The organism is Billgrantia lactosivorans, from assembly GCF_003254665.1.
Lineage (GTDB): Bacteria > Pseudomonadota > Gammaproteobacteria > Pseudomonadales > Halomonadaceae > Halomonas > Halomonas lactosivorans.
This window is the reverse complement of the sequence record NZ_QHGY01000001.1, coordinates 719,789-740,898: the sequence shown is the minus strand read 5'-3', so window position 1 is coordinate 740,898 and position 21,110 is coordinate 719,789. Positions and strand designations below refer to the sequence as shown.

The following is a 21,110-nucleotide window of genomic DNA, read 5'->3' as shown; positions in this document are numbered from 1 at the left end:
GCGACTTGCCGGCCGCTGCCATTCTCAGTACAAGAATGGGAGGCATGCGCTGGCTTACCCGGCTGCGTGTCGTTTTGCCAGCACGGGAAAAGGAGCTTCTTACGCATGAAGAGTGTCGTTGCCATTCGTCATGTCGATTTCGAGGACCTGGGCATCTTCGAACCGATCCTCGAGGAGTACGGCTACCGAATCCGCTATCTCGACCCCGGCCTGCTGGGGCCCGATGCCCTCGAGTCGCTGGAGGTCGCCAGCCCGGAGCTGATGGTGATCCTGGGAGCGCCGATCGGGGCCAATGACGATGCGCTCTATCCGTTTCTCGGCGCCGAGCTGGACGCCATCCGCCACCGGCTCGACTCGGGTCGTCCACTGCTGGGTATCTGCCTGGGCGCGCAACTGATCGCGCGGGCGATGGGCGGCAGGGTGTTCCCCATGGCCGAGAAGGAAATCGGCTTTGCCGATGTCTACCTGACCCGCGAGGGCCAGGAGGGACCGCTGCGCCACCTCGGCAATCCGGACGTGGTGCTGCACTGGCACGGCGACATGTTCGAGACGCCTCCCGGCGCCACACGGCTGGCCTACAGCCATCCCTGCTCCCACCAGGCCTTTGCCGTGGGCGACCAGGTGCTCGGCCTGCAGTTCCACCTCGAGGTGGACCCCGCCAGGATCGAACCCTGGCTGATCGGCCATGCCGCCGAGCTGGCCGCAGCCGAGGTCGATCCGGTCGAACTGCGCGAGCAGGCCAAGCGACACGGCGCGAGCCTGACCTCGCGCGGTCAGCAGGTGCTGCGTGAATGGCTGGCCAACGCGGAGGCCGCGTACGGCATCGAGTAGCGCGCTACTCCTGGCGCTGCTTCAACTGTTCCTTCAACTGCTTGGGGACCTGCTTGATGATCAGCCGGTCCCGGCTCTCGTCGTACTCGATGCTCGAACCGAGCAGGTGGGAGTCGAAGCTGATCGAGACGCCCCCGGCGCGTCCGGTGAAGCGGCGGAATTGGCGCAGGGTGCGCTTGTCCGGCGGGATCTCGGGCGACAGCCCGTAGTCGGCATTGCGTATGTGATCGTAGAAGGCCCTGGGCTGCTGTTCGTCGAGCAGCTCGGAAAGCTCTTCCAGGGTGATCGGCTCGCCGCGGCTGGCCTGTTCGCTGGCGTAGTCCATCAGGGCCTCGGTCTTCTCCCGGCTCTGCTCCTCGGCCATGTCTTCCTGTTCGACGTAATCGCTGAAGGCCTTGAGCAAGGTACGGGTTTCGCCGCTGGCGTCGATGCCCTCGGTAGCGCCCAGCAGGGTGGCCAGGTCTTCGGAGAGCTTCTTGCCGCCGCGGTCGTGGATCCAGGAGAGGTAGTGGCGCGAGGCGGCGCCCTCGCGCCACTGGGTGACGTTGAGGCGCAGGCCCAGGCTCATGCGGGCCAGGTTGAGCTGGCTGGCCGGCACCACCTGCAGCGACTCGTTCACGCCGAAGCCTTCCCGCTGGTGCAGCAGCGCCATTGCGAAGTGGTGCGTCTCGCCCTGGCGATACGCCACGCACAGCAGGTGGCCCGAGGCCGACAGGTGCGCATCGACCAGCGGCAGCAGCCGTTCGGCGGCGGCGCGGGTAAAGGCGACGAAATCGCTGCTGCCCTCCAGGTAGGCCGCCAGTGCCTGGGAAAAAGCGGGCGTGGGACCGGCCTCGAGGTCGTCTTCGCCGAGGAAGTGCCCCCAGGCCTTGGTCTTGGCATGGTAGGCGTCGTGGAAGCGGGCGAGGAGCTCTTCCAGCAGCGGCGACGCCGCCAGCTCCGCGGCGGCCGGGCGCAGGCTGGCTGGCGGCTCGCTCCCGGCCTTGTCGATGTAATGGACGATGCAGTGCTGTATCGGCATGGCCTGGTATCCAGTGCGAGGAGGTGGGGCGGCGCGCACACGGGAGTCGTGCCGGGCAAGCAAGAGCGCATGATACCGGGCCCATGGGCGAGTTCAACCCGAGGCGCCGGGAACTCAGGCCCCGGCGGCAAGCGATGAGGGGGCGTCGCCGGCCACGACGACGCAATTGCGACCGCGGGATTTGCCGGCATAGAGCGCATCGTCGGCGCGCTGCAGCGCCAGTTCGAGCTTGGTCTCGTCGGGCTCCACCTGGCTGATGCCCACCGTGACCGAGAGGCGCTGGCCCGGGTCGAGCATCGGCAAGCGCAGGGAGGTGACCTTGTGGCGCAGGCGCTCGGCGATGAAGGTGGCAGTCGCCAGGTCGGCACGGGGCAGGGCGATGACGAACTCTTCGCCGCCATAGCGGCCGATGAGGTCGGTTTCGCGCAGCACCGAGGCACAACAGGCGGCGACGGTCGTCAGGACGAGGTCGCCGACGGCGTGACCGTGATGATCGTTGAGGGTCTTGAACAGGTCGATGTCGACCATGCAGATGGCCAGCGGAATGCCCTCCCGCTGGGCCCGGCGAAACTCGCGCTCCGCCTGCTCGAAGAAGTGGCGCCGGTTGGCGATGCCGGTCAGCGGATCGACACTGGCCATGTGGCGCAGCTGCGCCTCCAGCAGCTGTCGTTCCTCGATCTCCTGTTGCAGCTGGCGGTTGACGTTCCGCTCCTCCACCAGCAGGGCGAACTGCCGGCGTTGCAGCCGGTTGAGACGGCTGAAGGTGAGCCAGCCCATCAGGTTGGCGAAGCCGAGAATCAACAGGCTGCTGAGCAGCATGCCGGGGGTGAGGGGCTTCCACGCCAGCGTGATCAGCAGGAAGCCAGCGGCGAGATAGCCGTTCCAGGTCAGGATCCAGGGCAAGCGATTGGGCACCAGCAGGTAGAGGGTGAGGCTCGCCACGACCAGGCTGGAGAGATGCAGGCCGATGCTGCCCGGATGCAGGAGCAGCGAGATCAGCAGGCCGCTGAGCGTCGCCGAGTAGACCAGGTTGAGCGGCCACGGCCGGTGAGCCTGTGCCGGATGACGGCCGATGAAGTGCGCCAGCGCCAGGCAGCAGAGCGCCACGAAGGTGCGCACGAGGACCAGCGCCAGGAACGGGGTGCTGCCGCCGAGCAGCAGGTAGTCCGCCGCACAGAAGAGCAGGAAGATGCCCGCGACGATCCACAGCGCCCGGCGCAACTGCTCCGCATCCTGGAGCTGCATGCTTCGGCGAAATAGAGCTTCCAGCGCCGAGTCGTGAAACTCGTCGCGCCAGTCGAGCGAAGCCCCCACCCCAGCCTCGATCTTGCCAGCAGTCATTCGTGGTTCCCTTGAAAGACGGCACCAAGCGGATGGTGCCCGTCAACGGCTCTTCCTGATTGTTCTAGTGACACACTGGTGTTGTAACTGCTCCCAATGCACCTTTCCCTGTAATGAACAGTTAAGGTCTTTGGATGATGGTCAAGAAAGCGGATGTGCGCCAGCGGCTACTATGCCCAAATGGCAAAACGGCCAGCCGTAGAGGCTCGCGAGGGGGAGAGATGGATCAAGCCGGAGGGGCAAGTGGCTGGCAAAAAAAGAGTTTCCCGCCTGGGGGCCGGTCGGGGTGGTTCTGACCGGACCAGGCTGGCGCGCCTCAGGGCTTGAGCCGGTAGCCGGTGCGGAAGATCCAGCTGATCACCGCCAGCGCGACGCCGAGGAACAGCGTGATGATGGCGAGGCTGGCCCAGATGCTGACGTCGCCCGAGCCGTAGAAGCTCCAGCGGAACCCGCTGACCAGGTAGACCACCGGGTTGAGCAGGGTCACGGCCTGCCAGAAGGGCGGCAGCATGTCGACGGAGTAGAAGGTGCCGCCGAGGAAGGTCAGCGGCGTGACGATCAGCAGCGGCACCAGTTGCAGCTTCTCGAAGCCGTCGGCCCAGATGCCGATGATGAAGCCCAGCAGGCTGAAGGTCAGCGCGGTGAGGATCAGGAACAGCAGCATCACCAGCGGATGCTGGATCGAGAAGGGCACGAACAGGCGTGCCGTGCCGAGCACGATGAGGCCCAGGATCACCGACTTGGTGGCCGCCGCGCCGACGAAGCCGAGCACGACCTCGAAGTAGGAGATCGGTGCCGAGAGGATCTCGTAGATGGTGCCCGAGAAGCGCGGGAAGAAGATGCCGAACGAGGCGGTCGAGACGCTCTGGGTCAGCAGCATCAGCATGATCAGCCCGGGCACGATGAAGGCGCCGTAGCTGACGCCGTCGACCTCGCTGATGCGCGAGCCGATGGCCGCACCGAATACCACGAAGTAGAGCGAGGTGGACACCACCGGCGAGACGATGCTCTGCAATACGGTACGCAGGCTGCGGGCCATTTCGGCCAGGTAGATGGTCTTGACCGACTGCAGGTTCATGCGCTCTCCCTGACCAGGTTGACGAAGATCTCCTCCAGCGAGCTCTGCCGGGTGTGCAGGTCCTTGACGCGGATGCCGGTAGCCTCGAGGTCGGCCAGCAGCCCGGCGATGCCGGTCCCCTCGTCGAGACGGGTGACGTCGTAGGTGTAGACCAGCGCGTGGCCCTCCTCGGCCAGCACCAGCTCATGCCCGGCGAGGGCGGCGGGGACGGCATCCAGCGGGGAGGCGAGGTGCAGCGTCAGCTCCTTGCGCCCCAGTTGCTGCATCAGGGCGGTCTTCTCTTCCACCAGTACCAGCTCGCCACGGCGGATCACGCCGATGCGGTCGGCCATCTCCTCGGCCTCCTCGATGTAGTGCGTGGTGAGGATGATCGTCACGCCCTGGTCGCGCAGGCCGCGCACCACCTCCCACATCTCGCGCCTGAGCTCCACGTCGACCCCGGCGGTGGGTTCGTCGAGGAACAGCACCTGCGGCTGGTGGGACAGCGCCTTGGCGATCAACACCCGGCGCTTCATCCCGCCCGAGAGCTCCAGCAGGCGGTTGTCGCGCTTGTCCCAGAGGGTCAGGGCGCGCAGCACGTTCTCGATGTGCGCCGGATCCTTGGGCTTGCCGAACAACCCACGGCTGAAGCTCACCGTGTCCCACACCGTGGTGAAGGCCTCGTTGGTCAGCTCCTGGGGCACCAGGCCGATACGCTCGCGGGCCTCGCGATACTGGGTCACGTTGTCGAAGCCGTCGACCCTGACGCGGCCGCCGCTGGCGTTGACCAAGCCGCAGATCACGCTGATCAGGGTGGTCTTGCCGGCCCCGTTGGGGCCGAGCAGGGCGAAGATCTCGCCGCGGCGGATCGTCAGGTCAACCGCCTTGAGGGCCTGGAAGCCGTCGCCATAGGTCTTCGAGAGCTGCTCGACCTGGATCATGGGGGTGCCGACACCGGCATGACCACCTGCGGTGCCGCCCTGTTCCGGCATGGTGATTGGCGCGGGGTTGGCTGAGAGGTTCATGCGGCGTCCCTGTGTCGAAAGCAGATGGACTCTATCCTAACGCGTGACGGCCCCGGGCGCTGCGCCGATGCCGGATCTCAGCCGTTCAGCAGGCCCGCCATGTTCAGGAGGTAGAGCACCGCGAAGCCGAGGTAGAAAAAGCCGGCGACGGCCATGGTGACGGTCGCCGCGACGCCCGGCCGGAGCGACTCGGGCAGGCGCGTCCGATTGACGTAGAGCGCCGCCAGGGCGATGAAGGGCGTATGGGCTGCGGCAATGATGCCTGAAACGGACATCACCTGCACCGGGTCGCTGAAGGCCAGCAGGATAAGCAGTGGCGCGATGCCGGTCACGCCGACGATGTAGAGCCGCTTGAGCCAGCGACGTTCGTAAATGGGCCATGGCAACCGGCGGCCGAGGGCGTCCAGGCTTTGCAGCAACAGGCCTCCCTTCCCGGCCTCACGGCGGGTGCGGGTCACGATCAGGGTCATGTCGGCAAAGCTGCGCCCCCAGCCATCCTGATTGGCCAGGATGCTGCCGCCCAAGGCGATGACAATGGCGGCTAGCAGCACATAGCGGCCGACCTCGCCCCAAACGTCCGAAAAGATGCTCGTCAGGTCCACCGCGACCTCCGGCCCCTCGGGCATGATGCCCTCCGGCGCCAATAGCTCGGCGCCTAGCACGAGGAAGGCGAAGATCACTACCAGGCCGCCGACCACGCCGAGCGCTGCGGTAACGGTCATGGTGCGGATCCAGCCCCGGGCATGGGCGACCCGTGTCGCGTGGGGCTTGGGTGAGGTCCTGTCCATCTCCCGCCGTGAGTCGTCGGGTTGCTCGTCGTCCGGTTCGCGGCTCTGCAGGCCGCCGCCGAAGCCGCGGGTGGCGGTCCAGTAGCCGAACCAGACGATGCCCATGGAGCCGGCAAGGATGGTGCCCACCCAGGGCAGGATGACGTAGAGGTCGGGATCGTCTGGCCAGCTCGGAGCGAGACCCTGGGCGATCGGTGCCAGCCCGGGGAAGACGATCACCGCCGTGACGACGGCCATCACCATCAGCGCGAGGGCCATCACGCGGCTGAAGGTCTCGATCAACGAGTAGCGACCGGTCGCGGTGAACAGGGTGGAGGCGACCACCATGGCCATGGCATAAACCGTGTTGGGGCCGGGCAGGAATTCGCCCAGCGCACTGCCCACGACGGCGGCGAGCCCGGCGATGCCGATCGCCGCCGCCAGCAATTGCGGCACGAAGATCACCCACACGGCCCAGTTCCTGGGGCCGCTCAGGTTATGCATACCCTCCAGCATGGTCTGGCCGGTAACGATCGAGTAACGCGCCATCTCGCGAATCATGACCCACATGAACAGCACCACCACGAGCAGTATCCAGAGCAACTGATACTCGTAGGCGGAAGCCACGCGAGGGGTGAAGAGGATCGAGCCGGTGCCCACCGCGGAGAGCATCCACAGCAACCCTGGGCCGTACCATCTGACACGTTGCCGTCCCTTGGGCGGGTCGGGCACCCGATCGCGAAAGTGAGCGTCCTGCTCCTGGGGCGTCCTTGTCACATCCCTCTCCTTGCGTCCTGCATGGATGCCTAAAGGTAGCAGGCCTGGCCTCCCCCAAGCCAAGGCGATGCCGGCTGCAGAACGACAAAGCCGCCATGGCGAGGCATGGCGGCTTGGGCGGGTTTGGCCGGGCGCAGCGTGCCGGCCGGTATCAACTGCGGCTGGTGATTTCCAGCAGGTGGTAGCCGAACTGGGTCTTCACCGGGCCGTGCACCTTGTTGAGTTCGCCGGAGAACACCACCTCGTCGAACTCACGCACCATCTGCCCCGGGCCGAAGCTGCCCAGGTCGCCGCCCTGGCGGCCGGAGGGGCAGCTGGAGTGCTCGCGGGCCACTTCGGCGAAGTCGCGTCCGCCCTCGATCTCGGCCTTGAGTGCCGCGCATTTCGCTTCGTCGTCTACCAGAATATGCCGTGCGGTTGCCCTGGCCATGTGTGCTCCTGTCAAGTGGGTGGCATGAGCCGGGTATCCGCCCACACCGTGAAAAGAGGCGCAGCATAGCATGGGGCTGACGCTGCGCCGAACGCTACCCCTGGTAGGCGGCCAGGTCGACCTGGGCCGCGGCGTCGCGCAGCGGGATCAGCGCCTGGTACTCGGGCGAGGCGTACCATTGCTCCACCGAATGCATGTCGGGAAACCTCAGCACGACGATATTGGGGTGGCCCGCGCGTCCCGCCAGCGTTGCCGTGCGCTGACCGCGCAGGATGACCTCGCCGCCCCAGCCGGCCAGCGTCTCGGGAATACGCTCGACATACTCGAGCCAGCGTTCGGGATCGTTGACGGTGACGTGTCCGACGACATAGGCACTGCTCATGGGACCTCCTGGTGATTATCCGCCCACGCCGAACCTTAGCCGCAGGGCCTGCAGGCCGTCGAGCTCCATGCGCACCTCATCAGAGAAGAGCGGATGCCCCTGCAGGCGCAGGGACACCGTGGCATCGGCGCCGCGGTAGCTCACGTCGGCGCGGATCGTGGCCTGGCGGCTGACCGGCGCGAGCGGACCATACTCGATGCCTTCGACCTCCAGGGCGGTGAGCCCACGCGCGTCGAGCTGCTCGTCGATGATCTGCCGGACGACGTGGCCGTAGTAGAGGTAAAGGCCGCCATAGGCCATCGCGGCGAGCAAGAGCAGGGAGATGAATCGGCCCAAGGGGGCTCCTCCGGGTATGGGTGAGTCGGGCTAGGGGCGGCGTTCGTCGCGTGTCGATGCCAGCAGCACCCGGTCCATGCCCCGGGTGGAGAGCAGCCGCTTCAGCACGCCGAACAGGTGGGTGGGCAGGGTCACATGATAACGCGGTTTGGGCCGCCGGCTCTCCAGGGCATGGACCAGCTTGTCGACCACGGCACCGGCACCGAGGGTGAACACGCCGCCAGAAGCGCCCTTGCTGCCGGCCAGCCGGGCTTCCACGGCACGGTAGGTGTCGCGGTGGAAGCTGTTGGCGGTGTCGATGTTGGCCTTGAAGGCGCGATAGGCATTCTCGCGAAAGCGGCTGGTGATGGGGCCGGGCTCGATCAGGCTGACATGGATGCCGCTGCCGTACAGCTCCTGGCGCAGGGCATCGGTCAGGCCCTCCAGGGCGAACTTGGAGCACACGTAGGCGCCGCGATAGGGCAGGGCGGCAAACCCCAGCACCGAGCTGTTCTGCACGATGCGGCCACTGCCCTGCGCGCGCATGATCGGTATGACCTTGGTGGTGAGCTCATGGGTGCCGAGCAGGTTGGCCTCCAGCTGGGCGCGCAGTACGTCTCGGGTCAGGTCCTCCACGGCACCCGGCTGGCCGTAGGCGGCATTGTTGAACAGCGCGTCGAGCCGGCCGCCGCCGAGGGCCAGCACGTGCTCGACGCAGGCGGCGATGGAGTCGCTCGAGGCCAGTTCGAGGGGCACGGCCTCGAGCCCTTCCGCCTGAAGCCGTTCGAGATCCTCCCGGCGGCGGGCGGTGGCGAAGACCCGCCAGCCGCGCTGCGCCAGGGCATGCGCCGCGGCATGGCCGATGCCGCTGGAGCAGCCGGTGACCAGGATGCTGCGTGGCGCGGCGCCGCTGCCTGGGATGTGAGCGCGGTTCATGGCAGCGGGATCTCGTTGACCCGCTGCGGTACGTGATAGCCGCGTTGTACCGCCGGGCGGCTGGCGATCTCGACATACCAGCGCTTGACGTTGGGGTAGTCGGCGAGATCGATGCGCTGCCACTCGTAGCGCGACACCCACGGCCAGCTGGCGATATCGGCGATGGTGTACTCGTCGCCCGCGAGGTAGGCGTGGTCGGCCAGGCGGGTGTCCAGCACGCGGTAGAGACGCTGGGCCTCGCCGTGGAAGCGCTCCTCGGCATAGGGTGCCTTGCCGGGGTGGAAATGCAGGAAGTGGTGGGCCTGGCCGAGGAAAGGACCGAGGCCGCCCATCTGCCACATCAGCCACTCGAGGGTGCGATGACGCTGCTCGAACTCCGTGGGCAGCAAGCGCCCCGCCTTTTCGGCCAGGTAGATCAGGATCGCCCCCGACTCCATCAGCGCCAGGCCGGTGTCGCTGTCGCGAATGGCGGGGATCTTGTTGTTGGGACTGACCTCGAGGAAGGCCGGGGCATGCTGCTCGCCCCGGGTGATGTCGACGGCGTGGGTGCGATAGGGCAGGCCGAGCTCCTCGAGCAGGATGGAAACCTTGCGGCCGTTGGGCGTGGTCCAGGTCCAGAAGTCGATCATCGTCGTATCCTCGGGTAGTGGCTGCCAATGACCTTACCACTTCGCCGGCCGGCGAGGTAACGGGCGGGGGTGCACGCCAGGCCCGATAAGCAGCTACGCTGAGGGAACATCGACATCCGCTCAAGCGAGGCCCCATGCTCCTGCAAGGCTCCTGCCATTGCGGTGCGGTGCGGTTCGAGCTCGAATCACCGCATCCCTACCCCTACCAGCGCTGCTACTGCTCGATCTGCCGCAAGACCGCGGGAGGCGGGGGGTATGCCATCAACCTCGGCGGCGTATACGCCACCCTGAAGGTCGAGGGGGAGTCGTTCATCTCGCTCTATCATGCCGTGATCGACGGCGAGGAGAGCACCGGCGAGCGGCACTTCTGCTCGCGCTGCGGCAGCGCCCTGTGGGTCTACGATCCGAACTGGCCCGAGCTGGTGCACCCCTTCGCTTCGGCCATCGACACGCCACTGCCGGTGCCCCCCGAGCGGGTGCACCTGCTGCTCGACAGCAAGGCCAACTGGGTCGAGCCGGACGTCCGGCCCCAGGACAAGTGCTTCGACCATTACCCCGAGGAGAGCCTGGCGGAGTGGCATGCTCGCCTGGGGCTTGTCAGGTAGCCGGGTGCCCTTGAGAATGGCCGCCGAACGGCAGCAGGCGAGCCGCAACGGCGGCGAGGGGGAGAGATGAAGGCGAATCACGCGCTGTGGGGGTGGCTGGGTGCATGGGCACTGCTGGTGCTGGCCGCGCCGGCGGCGGCCGATGCCGAGGAGGAGCCCACTATCAGCGGCAGCATGGTGGGGCTGCTCGACGGCGAGGAGCGCGAGTGGTACATCGTCAGCCTGAACGCCGACTCCTACGCCACCTTCACCGAGATCGGCGATCAGGTTCAGATCGACCTGGTCGGCGTGGTCGAGCCCGACGACCGACAGGTGCGTGACTCCCTGTCGCTCAGCATCACCCTGGTGGAGGAGGAAGTGACGGAATTCGACGTGCTGCACCCCATTGGCGCCACCGCCATGCCGCCGGTGTTCACATCCGACAACGCCTCGGTGCGGCTGGACCTCAAGCGCTTCGACGTGACCGGCAGCAAGGCTCGCGTAGTGGGCAGGGTCGAGGGTGTCCTGGCCCTGCAGAAGGAGCTGGGCGAGCAGCCCAGCGAGGACGAGGGCATCGGCATATCGGTGGAGTTCGATGCCGAAGCATCCCGAATCGAGTACTGAACCACGCTTTTCCCGCCTCACCGCACTGCTGGCCGACTGGCGGCCGCTGTGGTACCCGGCGCCGTTCCAGTATCGCCGTCCGCCTTGGGGAGACGTCGGCAGCGAGCTGACTGAGTGCCTGCTGGGGCTGGACGATGCCCAGGTGGATCGGTTGCAGGCAGACCCCTGGCAGGATTCGCCGCTACGCGACTGGCTGCCGGTCGGGGAGTTGGCCGAACTGGTGCGCCTGGCGCCACTGGCTGCCGCGGAAGTGCGGCTACCACCGGCCTGGGGAGAGCACGTGGGAGGGCGCAAGTGGCAGCAGATCGAGGCCTTCGCCCGACACCTTCATGTGGCTCCCCGCGACAGCCTGCTCGACTGGTGCGCCGGCAAGGGGCATCTGGCCCGGGCACTGGCCCGGTGCCATGCGGCCGAAGTCAGTGCGCTGGAGTGGCAGCAACCGCTGTGCGAGGAGGGACGTCGTCTGGCGGCAGCGCAGCAAGCCCCGGTACACCTGCACCGACAGGACGTGATGACAGCCGAGGCCGAACGCCACTTCTCCGCCCGGACCCATGTCGTCGCCCTGCATGCCTGTGGCGACCTGCACCTGCGGCTGCTCGAGCTGGCCCTGGCAGCGCAGAGTGCGGTCACCCTGGCGCCGTGCTGCTACCACCGTACCCACGAGGAGACATACCGGCCCGTGTCCCGGCGTGGCCGTGCGCTGGCGTGCGTCCACTCGCTGCGGCTGGCGCGGGACGACCTGGCCCTGGCGGTGCAGGAGACGGTCACGGCGCCGCGCGGGGTGCGCCAACGCCGTGAGCGGGCCAACGCCTGGCGACTGGGGTTCGACGAGTTGCAGCGCGAACTGCGCGGCGAGGACAGCTACCTGCCGGTACCCAGCCTGGCCTATGGCCGCTTGCCCGAGCGCTTCGAGGGCTTCTGCCGCTGGGCGGCGCGACGCAAGGGGATGGAGCTGCCGAGTTCGCTCGACCTGACGCCCTTCGAGCGGGTGGGCTGGCAGCGCCTGGCCGAGGTCAAGCGCCTGGAGCTGGTGCGCCACCTGTTCCGCCGGCCGCTGGAGATGTGGCTGGCGCTGGATCGTGTTTCGCTGCTGGAAGAGGCCGGCTACCGGGTGGAGCTGGGGGCGTTCTGCGCTGCCACCCTGACCCCGCGGAATCTGTTAATTCGCGCGCGGAGGGCTTAATCTTGAAGTAGCAGGCGACTTCCTCATTTCAGCTCAGGCGAGGCCTGCCGATACAAAAAATAACGCATGAACGACGCCGGTTTCAGGCTTGCGGGCGGTTTCGGCCCGTTGCGGCCTGGCGGGGCGTCGATAAGCAAGGGAACCGGCTGTGAACGAAGGTAACTCGACGGCATCGACCGACGACGATCTGGGCCGTCTGCTCGAAGCGCTGCCCGTCCCGGTGCTGGTGGCTGGCGCTGGACAGCAGTGGCGCCTGCTCTATGCCAACGATGCCGCGCGCCGCTATCTGGGGCTTGGTGGGAAGGCCGAGAGCCAGCCGCTGCTGCCGCTGCTCGACGACGCCGATCGCCAGGCGCTCGAGACCGCCCTGGCGCAGCCGGAGCTCGCCGAGGGCAGCGTCGCGTGCCGGGGCGTGAACGGCCAGCCCCCCTTCGAGGCACTGCTGCGGGGCGCCACCTGGCAGGGGCGGGCGGCCTGGCAGCTGACGCTGCTGCCGCTGGCGGAGGGAGGCCGCTCGGACAGCGAGGCCTTCTACAAGCAGATGTTCAATACCAACCCGGCGATCAAGCTGCTGATCGATCCCCTCGATGGGCGCATCGTCGATGCCAATGCCGCTGCCGTGGCGTTCTACGGCTACTCCCTCGCTGCCCTCAAGGGCTTGAACATCAGCGACATCAATTGCCTGAGCCCCGCCGAGGTGCGCGCCAACATGGCCAGGGCGGAGGCCTGCCGGCAGCTCTTCTTCGAGTTCCGCCACCGCCTGGCCAGCGGCGAGATTCGCGACGTCCATGTCTACTCGGGGCCGGTGATCCTGCGGGGCCGCGAATACCTGCACTCGATCATCGTCGATGTCACCGGCGAGAAGCGCTACTACGCCCAGCTCGAGCAATACAACGACCTGTTCCACAACCTGCCGGTGGGCATCTATCGCCACGCGGCTGACCCCAGGGGGCACTTCACCGCCGCCAATCCCGCGATGCTGCGCATCTTCGAGGCGGATACCCGCCAGGCGCTGTGCGCCGCACGGGTCGGCTCGCTCTACGACTGCCCCGCCGAGATCACCCGTTTCCTGGTGGACCTCGAGCGCGACGGCGCCGTGACCCGCCGCCCGCTGCGCTTGCGCACCCTCAAGGGTCGCCTCATCCATGCCGAGGTGACCACCTATCGCCAGCGCGCGGCGGATGGCACCGTCGAATACAGCGGTATCGTCGAGGACGTCACGGAGCGCTATGCCGCCCAAGTCAATCAGGAGCGGCTGACGCACCTGCTGGACGCCTCGCCGGACATCGTCGCGATTGCCGATGCCGAGCATCGAGTCGTCTACCTCAACAGGGCCGGCCGCGAGCTGCTGGGCATCCTGCCCGAGGCGTTGTCGGACGCCCTGGCGGCGGTTCATCCGCTGTGGGCGCGCCGGCTGATCCAGGAGAAGGGCATCCCCTATGCCAACGAACACGGCCACTGGTACGCGGAAACGGCCGTGCTGGGGCGTCACGGCGAGATCCCGGTTTCGCAGCTGATCGTCACCCGCCGTGACGAGAACGGCGACATCGAGAGCATCGCGACCATCATGCGCGACATCAGTCAGGCCAAGCGCTACCAGGCGGAACTCGAGTACCATGCCGGCCACGACCCGCTGACCGGGGCGGTCAATCGCAACCGCTTCATCGACCTGCTGGCGCGCGAGCGGCAGCAGGCCCGGCGTGAGGGCCGTGCCTTGAGCCTGGTCATGTTCGACATCGACCACTTCAAGCACGTCAACGATACCTTCGGCCACAGCGTAGGCGACATGGTGCTGGGCAAGCTGGTGCACACCTGCAGTGCACTGCTGCGCGAAGTGGACGTGCTGGCGCGCTGGGGCGGCGAGGAGTTCATGCTGTTGCTGCCGGGGACGACACTGGCGGGCGCCATGACACTGGCCGAGCGTCTGCGCCGGGCGGTCGAGGAGGAGGATTTCGCACCCGTTCGCGGTCTCACCAGCAGCTTCGGTGTCGCCGAGCTGGCGCTCGACGAGCCCGAGACGCACTGCTACAAGCGCCTGGACGAGGCGCTCTACCGGGCCAAGGCCGGCGGGCGCAACCGGGTATGCCTCGCCGAGCCCGTCGGTGACCCCCTCGAGTGGCGCCGGGCGCACTAGTGCCCCCCGGACGATGCAGGCCTCTCAGCGGTTCACTTCCAGATGGATCTCGACGGTGCGCAGCAGGCGCTGACGGTCGATCCAGCCGCTCACGCGCCCGTTCTCCATCACCGGGACCTGATTGAGGCCATGCTCGTTGAGCAGCTGCAAGACCTCGTCCGCCTTGGCGCCCGGGGCCACGTGATGCAGCTTGGCGACTGGGGTCATGATCTCCGCGACTCGGGTGTCGGGCCACTGCGACTGTTCCACCCGACGCGCATCGCTGAGCGAGACCAGACCCTCGATGTGGGCGGGGTCGCTGCCGACCAGGAAGGCGCGCCGGCCTGAGGGCAGCACGTCCTGGTACAGCCACGCCTCCACCGAGCGTTGCGCCGCCACCAGCGGCACGTCGGCTTCGGCAAGGTCGCGCGCGCGCACCCCGGCCAGCCGCTCCCTCAGCAGGTACATGCGCCCCTGGGCCTGGGTCATGTTGAGCAGGAACCAGGCGATCAGCATGATCCACAGGCCGCCGACGAGGTTGCCGGCCGCCATGTTCCACACCGCCAGCGCGAACAGGCCGTAGGCGACCAGCTTGCCGCTGGCGAAGGCTGTCTCGTTTGCCTTCCTGGGGTTGCGGGTCAACTTCCAGACCACGGCCCGCAGCACTCGGCCCCCGTCGAGAGGGAAACCGGGGATCAGGTTGAAGATGGCCACCATCAGGTTGATCGTCGCCAGCCAGCCCAGGGCAACGGGAACGGGCTGATACCAGCCGCTGGTGGCTGCCGCCAGCAGGCCGAACGCACCGGCCAGAAGGAAGCTGACGATCGGCCCGGCGATGGCGATCCAGAACTCATCGTCCGCCCTGTCCGGGTCGCGGGTCATCTGGGCGACGCCGCCGAAGATGAACAGGGTGATCGCGGTGACCAGCACGCCGCGGCGGATCGCCACCAGGCTGTGCCCCAGTTCATGGGCGACGATGGAGGAAAAGAACAGCAGGGCGGTCACCAGGGCGGTGACGACGACGGTGGCGAGCGACCACTCGGGATACTGGTTGTGGAACCCTGCGCTCATGGTCGTCAGCAGCAGGGCAAAGATGATCAGCCAGCTGATATGGACTTCCAGGCGGATGCCGCGAAAATGACCGATGACCAGCACGGACTTGAACATCGAGCGCCTCCTCTTTTTAGGCTCAGTTTGGCCGCATCGGCGGTTCGAAGCCAAGCCGTGCCGGTGGCCAGCGGGATTTTTACCTGTTCAGCGATACCCCGCGCGCCTATCTTTTTCCAGGTAGGGCTGACTCCAGGGAAGGAGGGGGGAAGAATGAACGCTAACCGCTGCAACGCCTGCCAGGGTCCCGGGAGTGCCACGAGGGATGAGCGGTGAAACGCAGGCGCTCGCTCCTGCCGACACTGCTCGGGCTGCTCGTGCTCTTTGCCTTCGCCGCACTGGCGGGCGGGTACTGGCTGATGCTCTCCATGCCGGGTGCCTCGTTTCGCGGTGAGCCCGCTCCGCTGGGCGAGCGGGGAGAGGACCTCAGTGACCGCCTCCACGCCCACGTGCGTGCCTTGTCCGAGGGGATCGGTGAGCGCCACTACTGGCGACCGGAAGCGCTGCAGGCCGCCGGCGACTACATCGAAGACGCCTTTCGCGCGGCGGGGCATCGGCCACGACGCCAGGCCGTCGAGACCGGCAGCCGGGTATTCCACAATATCGAGGTGATCCTGCCCGGCGGGCGACGGGCGGACGAGGTGCTCGTGGTCGGCGCGCACTACGACACGGTGCGCGGCAGCCCGGGGGCCGATGACAACGCCTCCGGCGTGGCCGTGCTCATCGAGCTGGCGCGCCTGCTCCAGGAGGCCAGACTCGACCGCTCGCTGCACCTGGTGGCCTTCGTCAACGAGGAACTGCCGTTCTTCAGCACCCAGGCCATGGGCAGCCTGCGCTACGCCCGTCAGATCGGGAACGAGGGAAATGAGGTCGTCGGCATGCTGTCGCTGGAAATGCTCGGCTACTTCAGCGGCGAGCCCGGCAGCCAGGCCTATCCCTTTCCGCTCGACCGCTTCTATCCCGACCGGGCCGACTTCGTCGCCTTCGTCGGTAACCTGGATTCGCGTCGCCTGCTGCGCCGGGCCATCGGCGAGTTTCGCCGCCACGCCGAAGTTCCCTCCGAGGGGCTGGTCGCTCCACCGCTGTTGGGCGACATCCGCCGCTCCGACCACTGGGCCTTCTGGAAGATGGGAATGCCCGCGCTGATGCTGACGGACACCGCCAATTTCCGTAACCCCTATTACCACGGCCCCAGCGACACCCACGAGCGCCTCGACTACCCCACCATGGCCCGGCTGACCGAGGCGTTGGCGGCCACGCTCGAAGCCTTGGCCAGGCATTGAGCAGGGCCGCTACCCGGAAGCGGGCCTCGCCGCTGGCGAGGCCCGGGGAGAGGAGGGCGGGGCAGGGCGCAGGCGGCTCCTGTCGCGCTCAGTGGTGGCGGCTGAACTGGCCGTGCGGACTGTCGCCCATCAGCTTCTCGAATTCGTTGCCGCTCATGTGCAGCAGCGTTTCGTGATCGCCGGCATCGAAATAGATGTCCGGCTGGTGGCGCAGCATGTCATCGACGTAGACCTGCAGGCCGTACGCCTGTCCAACGGGGGTGGTGGCGCCGGGGTCGCAGTCGCGGAAGCGGCTGACGATCTCGTCTTCCGTGGCCAGCTCCACCGGTTCGTTGAAGAGCTGGGAAAGGCTGTCGAGGTCGGCATCGCAGGTGCTGGGCAGAACGGCGATCCGGTAGCCCGAACTGCTATGCAGCATGATGGCCTTGGCGAGCTGCTCGCCGGTGATGTGGGATTGCTGGGCAACGCGGCTGGCGCTGACTTCACGGGTGTGCTTGACCTCCTCGTAATCGATATCACAGGCTCTCAAGTACTCCCGTAGGGTTGCCGGGATAGCCATGACTCTGTCTCCCTCGGCACGGGGCCGACGTGCGCTGGTGGTGTGCCTCCCTGCGGCGGTGTGTGTCCTCGCATCATCAGCATAGCGCGCCAGCGGGCAGGCATCCCGTGCGGTGCGCACGTCGGGCAGCGTTGATCGCCCGCCGGGCGTGGCGCCGCTCGCCTGGCCATACTGTCGGCATGTGCTGAACGTCACCAGGCGGAAGGGATCGGAGTGAAAGCGAAGCGACAGGGCGTCATGGCCGGCGTGGCCCTGCTGGTCCTCGTGGCCTGCTCGGATTCGGCGGGCGAGGTACGGCAGGTGAGCCTGCCGGTGCTGATCAACCAGGCCGAGCAGCTCGATGGTTCCCGGGTGGCCACGCGAGGAACGGTGCGGCATTTCGAGGACCCGCTGCACTACTGGATCGAGGACGAGGACCTGAATCGAGTGGAGGTATTCCCTCACGAGCAAATCGCTCCCCATCTGGGCGAGACGGTGCGCGTCGTGGGCGATTTCGAGTACTCTCGCCGCAGAGGGCGTCGCTTGACCCTGGAGAGCATCGAGCCGGTCGATGAACGCTAGGGCTGGGACAAGGATACAGATCGCCGCGAGGGAACCGCCATGATTCGGCTCAGCCAGAAGCCGCAGCTGCCGCCATTGCCCGCCCGGGTCGATGCCATCGACCTGGCGCGTGGCTTTGCCATCGCCCTGATGATCCTCAGCCACACCGTCAGCGGTCTGCTGGGCATCGATCAGGTGCCCGACTGGGGCATGGTGCCGGTCCACCTCATCACCAAGTTCTCCTCCTCGCTGTTCATCCTGGTGTTCGGTATTGCCCTGGCGGTGGCCTTCCTGCCCAAGGCCGGCACTCCCGACTGGCCGGGTCGACGGCGCAAGCTGATGCTGCGCGGGATCGAGGTGCTGTTCTGGTACAAGGCGCTGACCGTGGTCGAGATGCTGCCCATGTTCACGCCGCAGGATATCGTCGCCACGCTGCTCTACCAGCGCTTCGCCATCTGGGTCGAGATCCTCGGTTTCTACGCCCTGGCGCTGCTCTGGCTACCGTGGGTACTGCCACTGTGGCGTCGCCTGCCGCTGTGGTCGCGCCTGCTCGCCCCGGTGGCGGTGGGGGCGAGCTCGGTGCTGCTGGAGCGTCACTTCCACTTCTGGGGCAGCGAGACGCTCAAGGCGCTGCTGGTCGAGGACCTGGACCACTACACCTGGGGCCAGCTCGCGCGGCTGCCGCTGGTGATGATGGGCCTGCTGATCGGCGAAGCCGTTCTGCGCTGGTATGGCGAGCCGTCCAGCCGCCGGCGCCTGGTGGCGTGCCTGGCCGGCATGGGAGCGGCATGCCTGGCGGGGTTCGCCGCGCTCTCGATGGGCGAGCCCTACCCGGCGCTGCAGGCCGTGGCCCAGAACGTCGGCAAGCACCCGCCGGAGGTGCCCTTCATGCTCTTCAGCGTCGGCGGGGCGCTGGTGATCATGGCGCTGTGCCTGCTGGGCGGCCGGCGAGCCGCCACCTGGCTCAAGCCGATCACGCTGATCGGTGGCGATGCCCTGCGCGCCTTCATCTTCCATATCGTGGCGATCTTCCTGGTGCTGCGCTTGCTGTTCGGGGCCTGGCAGGTCTACAGCTATCCTCAGGTGCTGGGCATTGGCCTGGGCCTGATCCTGCTCACCTCGGGCTGGATCGTCCTGATGCGCCGATTCAGGGAGCTGAGTCGATGAAAGGCACAAGAGGCTTGCGCGCGTTGCTGCTGCTGGCCATGGCGATACCGTCGCTGGCCATCGCCCATTCCGGCTGGGCGGAGCAGGTCGAGACCTGGGCAGAGCCGCCCTGGGCCGCGCGCCTGGAAGCCAGGCTGGCACTGCTCGAAGCCGGTTTCGACGGCGAGCTTGGCGTGCACGTGCGAGATCTCGAGACGGGCGCACGGCACGGTTGGCGAGACGCCGAACCCTGGTACCTGGCCTCGCTGGTCAAGGTGCCGGTGGCGATCGAGCTGATGAGCCGGGTCGAAGCCGGGGAGTTGAGGCTGGAGGAGCGCCTGACGCTCGCGCGCGGCGACTACGTCGATGGTGCCGGTCCCACCAACTGGTCGGCGCCGGGTAGCGCTCTAAGGCTGCGCCAGCTGCTGGAGTCGATGCTGATCGTCAGCGACAACACCGCCAGCGACATGCTGATCCGTCGAGTCGGGCTGGATGCGGTCAACGACCGCGTGCGCCGTCTCGCCCCCTCCGGCGGCGTGGGGCCGATCACCACGCTGGTCGACGTGCGTCGCCACGCCTACTCCCACCTGCATCCGGCGGCCTTCGACATGAGCGGCATGGATTTCATCGAGCTGCGCAAGCATCAGGGGGAACGCGCACGGCTGGCCTGGTTCCGCCGCCGCCTCGACCTGAACTCGCAGGAGCTGCTGTCGCCGAGCATCGACGAGGCATTTCGGCGCTATTACGCCACCGACCTCAACAGCGGCCGGCTCGACGCCTACGCCGAGCTGCTCGCGGCGCTGGCCCAGGGGCGTGCTCTTGGGCCGGACGCCACGGCCGAGCTGCTGGCGGTGATGTCACGTACCACCAGTGGTGCGCGGCGGCTCAAGGCCGGCTTCGGGGGGGAGGTTCGCTTCGCCCACAAGACCGGCACCCAGCACCGGCTGGCCTGCGATGCGGGCATCGCTACCCGCGGGGCGGGTGCCGAAGCGCGCCGCCTGGTGATCGTGGCCTGCGTGCGCGGCGAGCTCGATCTCGGCCGCAACGAGCAGATGCTGGCCGCGGTGGGACGCGCCGTGAGGGAAGCCGGGGCGTTCGAAGGCTGAGTGGAATGCGGCGCGGGCCTTGGTGGGGCCAGGCATGCGACGAACGTCTAACCCTCGCCGTTCGGTTCGTGATTGACAGCCAAACGGCGGATGGCTAGCCTTCAAAGCATCGGATGTTACCGGTAACAATTTGCCGGCATTCGACTCCCCGCGAGCTACTCGGCCCGCGGGGGGACGCAACGATGTGCCAACTCACAACGATAATTCGACTGGAGTCCGCCATGACCACCATCTGGCGCAACACCCTCACGCTCGCCGGTGCTGCCACCCTGTCCCTGGGCATTGCCTATGCCCAGAGCCCGGACCTCTCCGACCCGCCCGAGATCGAAGGCGATACGGTGGGCGACCACGGTAGCCACACCCTGCGCATGGGCATCGGCCTGGCCGAGAGTTCGCCGCAGTATCTCTCCGTGAAATACTTTGCCGACATCCTCGACCAGCGCAGCGAAGGCCGCATCAGCGTCGACATCTTCCCCAACAGCCAGTTGGGCGATGACGTACAGATGATGGAAATGCTGCAGACCGGCTCGCTGGACATGACCTATCCCTCCTCGTCGCCGGCGACCACCTACGTCGAGGAGCTGGCGGTGTTCGACCTGCCGTTCCTGCTGCCCAACCGCGAGGCGGCCGTCGCCGTCATGCAGAGCGATGCCGCCCAGGAGATGCTGGACGCCTTCGAGGGCAGCGGCATCAAGGCACTGGCCTTCTCCGAGAACGGCTATCGCCAGCTCACCAACAGCGATCGCCCGGTGGAGTCGCCCGATGATGTCGCCGGCCTGGACGTGCGGGGCCTGACCGTGCGCACCATGGAGAACCCGGTACACCTGGCGATCTGGGAGGCGCTAGGCGCCAACCCCACGCCGATGGCGTTCGGTGAGCTTTTCTCCGCCATGGAGCAGGGCGTGGTCGATGGCCAGGAGAATCCGTGGAGCACCATCCTGACCTCCAACTTCTACGAGGTACAGGACTACGGTTCCGAGACCCGCCACGTCTACACCCCGTTCATCCTGATGATCTCCGAGCGCACCTGGGAGAACCTGGCGCCGGAATACCAGGAGCTGGTCCAGGAGGCCGCGCGGCAGTCGGCCGAGTACGAGATACAGCTGGCCACGGAGTACGACGACTGGTCTCGCGAACAGCTGGAAGAGCGCGGCATGGAGATCACCCGCCTCGACGACGACCAGGTCGCCGCCTTCCAGGAGGCCGTGCAGCCGGTCTATGACGAGTGGGGCCCGCGCATCGGCGAGGACCTGATCGCCGAGATCCAGGAGATCGTCGAGTCCTCCTCCGCCGAGTAATCCTTCCATCGACTGACTTGGCAGGGCAGGGGGCGCTCCCCCCTCGCCCTGCACGG

General features: G+C 67.2%; 22 protein-coding genes. 10 read left to right on the top strand and 12 right to left on the bottom strand.

Features of this window, described 5'->3' with window-relative positions; genetic code table 11:
* Positions 1-105 precede the first annotated feature (105 nt).
* The gene (locus DIS04_RS03330) at positions 106-831 is read left to right on the top strand and encodes a glutamine amidotransferase (RefSeq protein WP_111412288.1); all 726 of its coding nucleotides are present in this window, start codon (positions 106-108) and stop codon (positions 829-831) included.
* A gap of 4 nt (positions 832-835) precedes the next feature.
* Here the strand turns inward: DIS04_RS03330 and yejK are convergent, their stop codons facing one another.
* The 10 genes from yejK to DIS04_RS03280 form a co-directional block, all read right to left on the bottom strand.
* Positions 836-1,852 carry a nucleoid-associated protein YejK gene (gene yejK, locus DIS04_RS03325; protein WP_111412287.1) on the bottom strand — a complete coding sequence of 339 codons (1,017 nt, stop codon included), beginning with the start codon at positions 1,850-1,852 and terminating at the stop codon, positions 836-838.
* Positions 1,853-1,966: 114 nt separating this feature from the next.
* A complete protein-coding gene (locus DIS04_RS03320; protein WP_111412286.1) occupies positions 1,967-3,193 on the bottom strand; it encodes a GGDEF domain-containing protein in 1,227 nt (408 codons plus the stop codon).
* Between the two features lie 316 nt (positions 3,194-3,509).
* Positions 3,510-4,271: an ABC transporter permease gene (locus DIS04_RS03315; RefSeq protein WP_111412285.1), complete on the bottom strand. Its 762-nt coding sequence runs from the start codon at positions 4,269-4,271 to the stop codon at positions 3,510-3,512.
* Positions 4,268-5,242 (bottom strand): ABC transporter ATP-binding protein, encoded by a 975-nt coding sequence (locus DIS04_RS03310; protein ID WP_111412756.1) that lies wholly within the window; start codon positions 5,240-5,242, stop codon positions 4,268-4,270. Before DIS04_RS03310 ends, DIS04_RS03315 begins: the two co-directional genes overlap by 4 nt.
* Positions 5,243-5,352: 110 nt before the next feature.
* Positions 5,353-6,819, bottom strand: a complete 1,467-nt coding sequence (locus tag DIS04_RS03305; protein WP_218938120.1) for an Nramp family divalent metal transporter — start codon at positions 6,817-6,819, stop codon at positions 5,353-5,355.
* Positions 6,820-6,970: 151 nt separating this feature from the next.
* Positions 6,971-7,249 (bottom strand): peptidylprolyl isomerase, encoded by a 279-nt coding sequence (locus DIS04_RS03300; protein ID WP_111412284.1) that lies wholly within the window; start codon positions 7,247-7,249, stop codon positions 6,971-6,973.
* A 94-nt stretch (positions 7,250-7,343) separates the two neighbouring features.
* Complete coding sequence (locus DIS04_RS03295) at positions 7,344-7,631, bottom strand: DUF1330 domain-containing protein (protein ID WP_111412283.1); 288 nt, start codon at positions 7,629-7,631, stop codon at positions 7,344-7,346.
* A gap of 15 nt (positions 7,632-7,646) precedes the next feature.
* The gene (locus DIS04_RS03290; protein WP_111412282.1) at positions 7,647-7,967 is read right to left on the bottom strand and encodes a hypothetical protein; all 321 of its coding nucleotides are present in this window, start codon (positions 7,965-7,967) and stop codon (positions 7,647-7,649) included.
* 30 nt (positions 7,968-7,997) lie between these two features.
* Entirely contained in the window at positions 7,998-8,882 is an 885-nt protein-coding gene (locus DIS04_RS03285; protein ID WP_111412281.1) for an SDR family NAD(P)-dependent oxidoreductase, read from the bottom strand.
* A complete protein-coding gene (locus tag DIS04_RS03280) occupies positions 8,879-9,511 on the bottom strand; it encodes a glutathione S-transferase N-terminal domain-containing protein (protein ID WP_111412280.1) in 633 nt (210 codons plus the stop codon). The genes DIS04_RS03285 and DIS04_RS03280 overlap by 4 nt, the downstream gene beginning before the upstream one ends.
* Before the next feature lie 134 nt (positions 9,512-9,645).
* Here DIS04_RS03280 and DIS04_RS03275 point away from each other — a divergent pair, with 134 nt between their 5' ends.
* The 4 genes from DIS04_RS03275 to DIS04_RS03260 all read left to right on the top strand — a co-directional run bounded on the left by DIS04_RS03275 (position 9,646) and on the right by DIS04_RS03260 (position 14,036).
* A complete protein-coding gene (locus DIS04_RS03275) occupies positions 9,646-10,116 on the top strand; it encodes a GFA family protein (RefSeq protein ID WP_111412279.1) in 471 nt (156 codons plus the stop codon).
* 66 nt (positions 10,117-10,182) lie between these two features.
* Positions 10,183-10,719, top strand: a complete 537-nt coding sequence (locus DIS04_RS03270) for a hypothetical protein (RefSeq protein ID WP_111412278.1) — start codon at positions 10,183-10,185, stop codon at positions 10,717-10,719.
* Entirely contained in the window at positions 10,691-11,902 is a 1,212-nt protein-coding gene (locus tag DIS04_RS03265; protein ID WP_111412277.1) for a methyltransferase, read from the top strand. Before DIS04_RS03270 ends, DIS04_RS03265 begins: the two co-directional genes overlap by 29 nt.
* Before the next feature lie 148 nt (positions 11,903-12,050).
* On the top strand, positions 12,051-14,036 hold the full coding sequence (locus DIS04_RS03260) for a diguanylate cyclase (RefSeq protein ID WP_111412276.1): 1,986 nt from the start codon (positions 12,051-12,053) through the stop codon (positions 14,034-14,036).
* A gap of 24 nt (positions 14,037-14,060) precedes the next feature.
* Here the strand turns inward: DIS04_RS03260 and DIS04_RS03255 are convergent, their stop codons facing one another.
* Positions 14,061-15,182 (bottom strand): site-2 protease family protein, encoded by a 1,122-nt coding sequence (locus tag DIS04_RS03255; RefSeq protein WP_111412275.1) that lies wholly within the window; start codon positions 15,180-15,182, stop codon positions 14,061-14,063.
* A 212-nt stretch (positions 15,183-15,394) separates the two neighbouring features.
* On the opposite strand from DIS04_RS03255, the gene DIS04_RS03250 reads away from it, so the two are divergent.
* Positions 15,395-16,405 carry a M28 family peptidase gene (locus DIS04_RS03250; protein ID WP_111412274.1) on the top strand — a complete coding sequence of 337 codons (1,011 nt, stop codon included), beginning with the start codon at positions 15,395-15,397 and terminating at the stop codon, positions 16,403-16,405.
* A gap of 88 nt (positions 16,406-16,493) precedes the next feature.
* Here the strand turns inward: DIS04_RS03250 and DIS04_RS03245 are convergent, their stop codons facing one another.
* Positions 16,494-16,964, bottom strand: coding sequence for an aminoacyl-tRNA deacylase (locus DIS04_RS03245; protein WP_111412273.1), 471 nt, complete (start codon positions 16,962-16,964; stop codon positions 16,494-16,496).
* 213 nt (positions 16,965-17,177) lie between these two features.
* Here DIS04_RS03245 and DIS04_RS03240 point away from each other — a divergent pair, with 213 nt between their 5' ends.
* The 4 genes from DIS04_RS03240 to DIS04_RS03225 all read left to right on the top strand — a co-directional run bounded on the left by DIS04_RS03240 (position 17,178) and on the right by DIS04_RS03225 (position 21,054).
* Positions 17,178-17,525, top strand: a complete 348-nt coding sequence (locus tag DIS04_RS03240; RefSeq protein WP_111412272.1) for a hypothetical protein — start codon at positions 17,178-17,180, stop codon at positions 17,523-17,525.
* Between the two features lie 39 nt (positions 17,526-17,564).
* A complete protein-coding gene (locus DIS04_RS03235; RefSeq protein WP_111412271.1) occupies positions 17,565-18,671 on the top strand; it encodes a heparan-alpha-glucosaminide N-acetyltransferase domain-containing protein in 1,107 nt (368 codons plus the stop codon).
* On the top strand, positions 18,668-19,756 hold the full coding sequence (locus DIS04_RS03230) for a serine hydrolase (protein WP_111412270.1): 1,089 nt from the start codon (positions 18,668-18,670) through the stop codon (positions 19,754-19,756). Before DIS04_RS03235 ends, DIS04_RS03230 begins: the two co-directional genes overlap by 4 nt.
* A gap of 221 nt (positions 19,757-19,977) precedes the next feature.
* A complete protein-coding gene (locus tag DIS04_RS03225) occupies positions 19,978-21,054 on the top strand; it encodes a TRAP transporter substrate-binding protein (protein ID WP_111412269.1) in 1,077 nt (358 codons plus the stop codon).
* The last annotated feature ends 56 nt before the right edge of the window (positions 21,055-21,110 follow it).

Excerpts from the sequence above, each read along its gene's own strand:
- DIS04_RS03330 (WP_111412288.1), top strand. The coding sequence starts at position 106 with ATGAAGAGTGTCGTTGCCATTCGTCATGTCGATTTCGAGGACCTGGGC.
- yejK (WP_111412287.1), bottom strand. The coding sequence starts at position 1,852 with ATGCCGATACAGCACTGCATCGTCCATTACATCGACAAGGCCGGGAGC.
- DIS04_RS03320 (WP_111412286.1), bottom strand. The coding sequence starts at position 3,193 with ATGACTGCTGGCAAGATCGAGGCTGGGGTGGGGGCTTCGCTCGACTGG.
- DIS04_RS03315 (WP_111412285.1), bottom strand. The coding sequence starts at position 4,271 with ATGAACCTGCAGTCGGTCAAGACCATCTACCTGGCCGAAATGGCCCGC.
- DIS04_RS03310 (WP_111412756.1), bottom strand. The coding sequence starts at position 5,242 with ATGCCGGAACAGGGCGGCACCGCAGGTGGTCATGCCGGTGTCGGCACC.
- DIS04_RS03300 (WP_111412284.1), bottom strand. The coding sequence starts at position 7,249 with ATGGCCAGGGCAACCGCACGGCATATTCTGGTAGACGACGAAGCGAAA.
- DIS04_RS03295 (WP_111412283.1), bottom strand. The coding sequence starts at position 7,631 with ATGAGCAGTGCCTATGTCGTCGGACACGTCACCGTCAACGATCCCGAA.
- DIS04_RS03285 (WP_111412281.1), bottom strand. The coding sequence starts at position 8,882 with ATGAACCGCGCTCACATCCCAGGCAGCGGCGCCGCGCCACGCAGCATC.
- DIS04_RS03280 (WP_111412280.1), bottom strand. The coding sequence starts at position 9,511 with ATGATCGACTTCTGGACCTGGACCACGCCCAACGGCCGCAAGGTTTCC.
- DIS04_RS03275 (WP_111412279.1), top strand. The coding sequence starts at position 9,646 with ATGCTCCTGCAAGGCTCCTGCCATTGCGGTGCGGTGCGGTTCGAGCTC.
- DIS04_RS03270 (WP_111412278.1), top strand. The coding sequence starts at position 10,183 with ATGAAGGCGAATCACGCGCTGTGGGGGTGGCTGGGTGCATGGGCACTG.
- DIS04_RS03265 (WP_111412277.1), top strand. The coding sequence starts at position 10,691 with ATGCCGAAGCATCCCGAATCGAGTACTGAACCACGCTTTTCCCGCCTC.
- DIS04_RS03255 (WP_111412275.1), bottom strand. The coding sequence starts at position 15,182 with ATGTTCAAGTCCGTGCTGGTCATCGGTCATTTTCGCGGCATCCGCCTG.
- DIS04_RS03245 (WP_111412273.1), bottom strand. The coding sequence starts at position 16,964 with ATGGCTATCCCGGCAACCCTACGGGAGTACTTGAGAGCCTGTGATATC.
- DIS04_RS03235 (WP_111412271.1), top strand. The coding sequence starts at position 17,565 with ATGATTCGGCTCAGCCAGAAGCCGCAGCTGCCGCCATTGCCCGCCCGG.
- DIS04_RS03230 (WP_111412270.1), top strand. The coding sequence starts at position 18,668 with ATGAAAGGCACAAGAGGCTTGCGCGCGTTGCTGCTGCTGGCCATGGCG.
- DIS04_RS03225 (WP_111412269.1), top strand. The coding sequence starts at position 19,978 with ATGACCACCATCTGGCGCAACACCCTCACGCTCGCCGGTGCTGCCACC.